This window comes from Stenotrophomonas sp. 05L44_2, assembly GCF_056665995.1.
Genome location: NZ_JBFTNR010000469.1, coordinates 1 through 3,403, shown reverse-complemented (window position 1 = coordinate 3,403; position 3,403 = coordinate 1). Strand labels below are relative to the sequence as shown.

The window sequence follows — 3,403 nt, the reverse complement described above, 5'->3', positions numbered from 1 at the left end:
CTTCAGGTGGTGGGGCTGACCGACGAGGAAATGGACGCGATCAAGCGCTGGTCCACGCGCGGTGTCCTGCAGGTGCTTGAGGAAGCGATGCCGCTGTGGATCACCGATCTGCATCGCGGCAATCTGCTGGACGATCCGGCGCTGGCCGCGCGGGTGGAGGCTGGCAGCGAGCGTGAGGGATCCAGTACCGGCATGTTGTTCATCGAGACGCTGGACTGGCGGCAGACGGCGGGTATCACCACGCTGGTGTTGGGGGCCGGGCAGGTCGGCAGTGTGGGTGAGCTGCTGCCACTGCGCCTGCGCCACGGCAAGGCACTGACGCTGGTCAGCCGCGAACGACAATGGGAGTTCATGCCGACCACCGATGGCGCGGTCGCGGTCGAGGACGACAACGTGCGCTGGATACTGGATGAGGCGGCGTTGCAGGCCTGGCATGACGTGCGGCCGCAACGCGGGACCTACCCGGTGTCGAATACGTTGCAGGTTGAAGTGGTGCCGACGTTCCTGCGCGATGCGAAGGGCGAAGTGATCCGCGAAATCGGCTGACCGCGCCGATGGCACCGATGGGGTCGGAGCCGCCTGCTGCGCAGACGGATCCGACCCCGATTCCATCAGGCCAGGCCTTCGGCCTTCAGCACCGCCTGCACGCCCGGATCGGCATCCATGCGCGCCTTGTAGGCGGCCAGGTTGTCCAGGCCCGACAGGTCGACCTTGGTGCCGGCCGCCCAGCGCAGGGTGATGTAGAAGTAGGGATCGGCGAAGCTGCGGAAGCCGGCCAGCCACGGCTTGTCGGCCAGCTGCCTGTCGGCGGTCTCGAACAGGGCGCGCAGGCGCTTGTGCGCGGCGGCGCGGATCGCGTCGTACTGGCCTTCATCGGCGATGAACTTGCCCGGCGCGAACAGCGGCGAGAACGCCGGGTGCACGTCGGAGTTGACGAAGGCCAGCCAGCGGGTGGCTTCAGCGCGCTGGCGTGGGCTGCCATCGCCGCCGAGACCGGCCTGCGGGTAGCTGTCGGCGATGTAGCCCATGATCGCCGCGTTCTGCACCAGCACGAAGTCGCCATCGACGATCGCCGGTACCGCGCCGGCCGGATTGATCTTGAGGAATTCCGGACCCTTCAGGGTGTCCTTGTTCAGCAGTTCAACCTCGAACGGCTGGCCGGTCCACTGCAGTGCGATGTGGTCGGCGGTGGAACAGGCACCGGGCTTGCTGTACAGCTTCATGGGAACTCCAGGCGGGGTGTGGCGGGAAACCACCACTATCCCAGAGCCCAGCCGCACGCGGCAACGCTGCCACCGGCAACGGATCGTTACGACTGCCGGGGCTTGAGGTTCTGCACTTTGTAGAAGGTGTGATCGCCGATGGTGGCCACCTGGTAGGCGTTGCGCCAGTTCGGGCTGGCGATGGCCAGCGCAGCGAAGTGGCTGGCGCCAGGCACGATCTCGCGGCGCTCGCCGGCCGGCAGCGCCCAGTTGCGCTCGGCGTCGAAGGCCACGTCCATCGCTTCACTCCACGCCGCATCGTTGCCCAGCTGGGTGCCGGGGGAGACGATGGTGGGGGCGAACTGCTTGCGCGCGGTCACCACCTGGCACATCGAGTCGCCCCACAGGCCACTGTCGAGGCGACGCAGGGCGACCTCGGCCACGGCCTGCTGGCCACGCAGGGTCTGGTCGCGGGCTTCCAGGTAAACGGTGGTGCTCAAACACAATGAATCAGCGGCCGGCTGCGGCAGCAACTGCGACAGCCAGAGAATCCAGGCCAGTTTCATATAACTCCTTGCTCCGTGTGGGACGCACCTGGCGGTTCCGGCAGCGCAGGCTGCTGGAGGCGGGGTACGACTTGGCGTCATGGGGAGGCGGCCATCGGGGCTGCCCCGTGGGCGGCCCCAAGAACACGATCGTGGATCGATCGGCGGGGTCCGCACCGGCTCACCGGAAACTGGCTGGTGAGCAGAAAGTCGGCGCAAGGTAGGGGGGCATTGCCGAACGCATCCTGAATCGTCTGGCTTGACATTCAGCTTGGGGGCCGGTGACGGAAATCACATTCCGGTCCCCATTCAGGTGCTCATCAGAGCGCGGCGGCGAGCCGGCTGCCCTGATCGATCGCACGTTTTGCATCGAGTTCGGCGGCCACGTCTGCACCACCGATCAGGTGAGAGGCGATGCCTGCTGCCTGCAGTTCGGCCTGCAGCACGCGCTGCGGTTCCTGGCCGGCACAGATCACCACGTGGTCGACCGGCAGCAGCTGTTCGCTGCCGTCCACGCGGATGCGCAGGCCCGCATCGTCCACGCCGAGGTACTCGACACCACCCAGCATGCGCACGCCCTTGGCCTTCAGCGTGGCGCGGTGGATCCAGCCGGTGGTCTTGCCCAGGCGTGCCCCGGGCTTGCCGGCACTGCGCTGCAGCAGCCACAGCCTGCGCGGCGACGCCTCCACGGCCGGGCGGGCCAGTGCACCGCGGGCCTCGAAGGTGGCATCCACGCCCCATTCGGCCATCCAGCGTTGCGGGTCCAGCGATGGCGAGGGGCCGTCATGGGCAAGGAACTCGCCGACATCGAAGCCGATGCCACCTGCGCCGATGATGGCGGCGCTGGCACCCACCTCGACCCGGCCCAGCAGCACGTCCAGGTAGTTGACCACCTTGGCGTGGTCGGCACCGGGGAAGTCGACCTTGCGCGGCAGGATGCCGGTGGCCAGTACGACCTCGTCGAAGCCGGCCAGGCTGGCCGCGTCGGCACGGGTGCCCAGGCGCAGCTGCACGCCGGTCTCGCCCAGCTTGTGGCGGAAGTAGCGCAGGGTCTCGTGGAACTCTTCCTTGCCGGGAATGCGCTTGGCCACGTTGAACTGGCCACCGATCTCCTCGCTGGCGTCGAACAGGGTGACCTGGTGGCCGCGTTCGGCAGCGACCGTAGCGCAGGCCAGGCCGGCCGGGCCGGCGCCGACCACGGCCACCCGCTTCGGTGCGGTGGTCGGGGTGTAGACCAGCTCGGTCTCGTGGGCGGCACGCGGGTTGACCAGGCAACTGGCCAGCTTGTTTTCGAACACGTGGTCCAGGCAGGCCTGGTTGCAGGCGATGCAGGTGTTGATGGCTTCGGCGCGGCCGGCGCGGGCCTTGTTCGGCCACTGCGGGTCGGCCAGCAGCGGACGGGCCAGCGACACCATGTCGGCACCGCCATCGGCGAGGATGCGTTCGGCGACCTCGGGCATGTTGATGCGGTTGGTCGCCACCAGCGGCAATGACACATGCGGCTTGAGCTTGGCGGTGACCGCGGCGAATGCGCCACGCGGTACCGACGTGGCAATGGTCGGAATGCGCGCTTCATGCCAGCCGATGCCGGAATTGAGGATCGTCGCACCGGCGGCCTCGATGGCCTGGGCCTGCTGCACGATCTCTTCCCAGTTG

4 protein-coding genes are annotated in these 3,403 nt (G+C 67.9%); 1 reads left to right on the top strand and 3 read right to left on the bottom strand.

The annotated features are described in order from the left end of the window. Nucleotides 1-546 (top strand): suppressor of fused domain protein (locus AC1VAN_RS15795; RefSeq protein ID WP_480986156.1); only part of this gene is annotated, 546 nt, incomplete at its 5' end. A 65-nt stretch (nt 547-611) separates the two neighbouring features. Here the strand turns inward: AC1VAN_RS15795 and AC1VAN_RS15790 are convergent. From AC1VAN_RS15790 to AC1VAN_RS15780, 3 genes are all read right to left on the bottom strand, one after another. Beyond that, nucleotides 612-1,223, bottom strand: a complete 612-nt coding sequence (locus AC1VAN_RS15790; protein ID WP_099841973.1) for a glutathione S-transferase N-terminal domain-containing protein — start codon at nt 1,221-1,223, stop codon at nt 612-614. Between the two features lie 86 nt (nt 1,224-1,309). Further along, nucleotides 1,310-1,768 carry a cell wall hydrolase gene (locus tag AC1VAN_RS15785; protein WP_025878087.1) on the bottom strand — a complete coding sequence of 153 codons (459 nt, stop codon included), beginning with the start codon at nt 1,766-1,768 and terminating at the stop codon, nt 1,310-1,312. Nucleotides 1,769-2,067: 299 nt separating this feature from the next. Further along, nucleotides 2,068-3,403, bottom strand: a 1,336-nt coding sequence (locus tag AC1VAN_RS15780) for an FAD-dependent oxidoreductase (RefSeq protein ID WP_480986155.1), incomplete at its 5' end; no start/stop codon positions are given.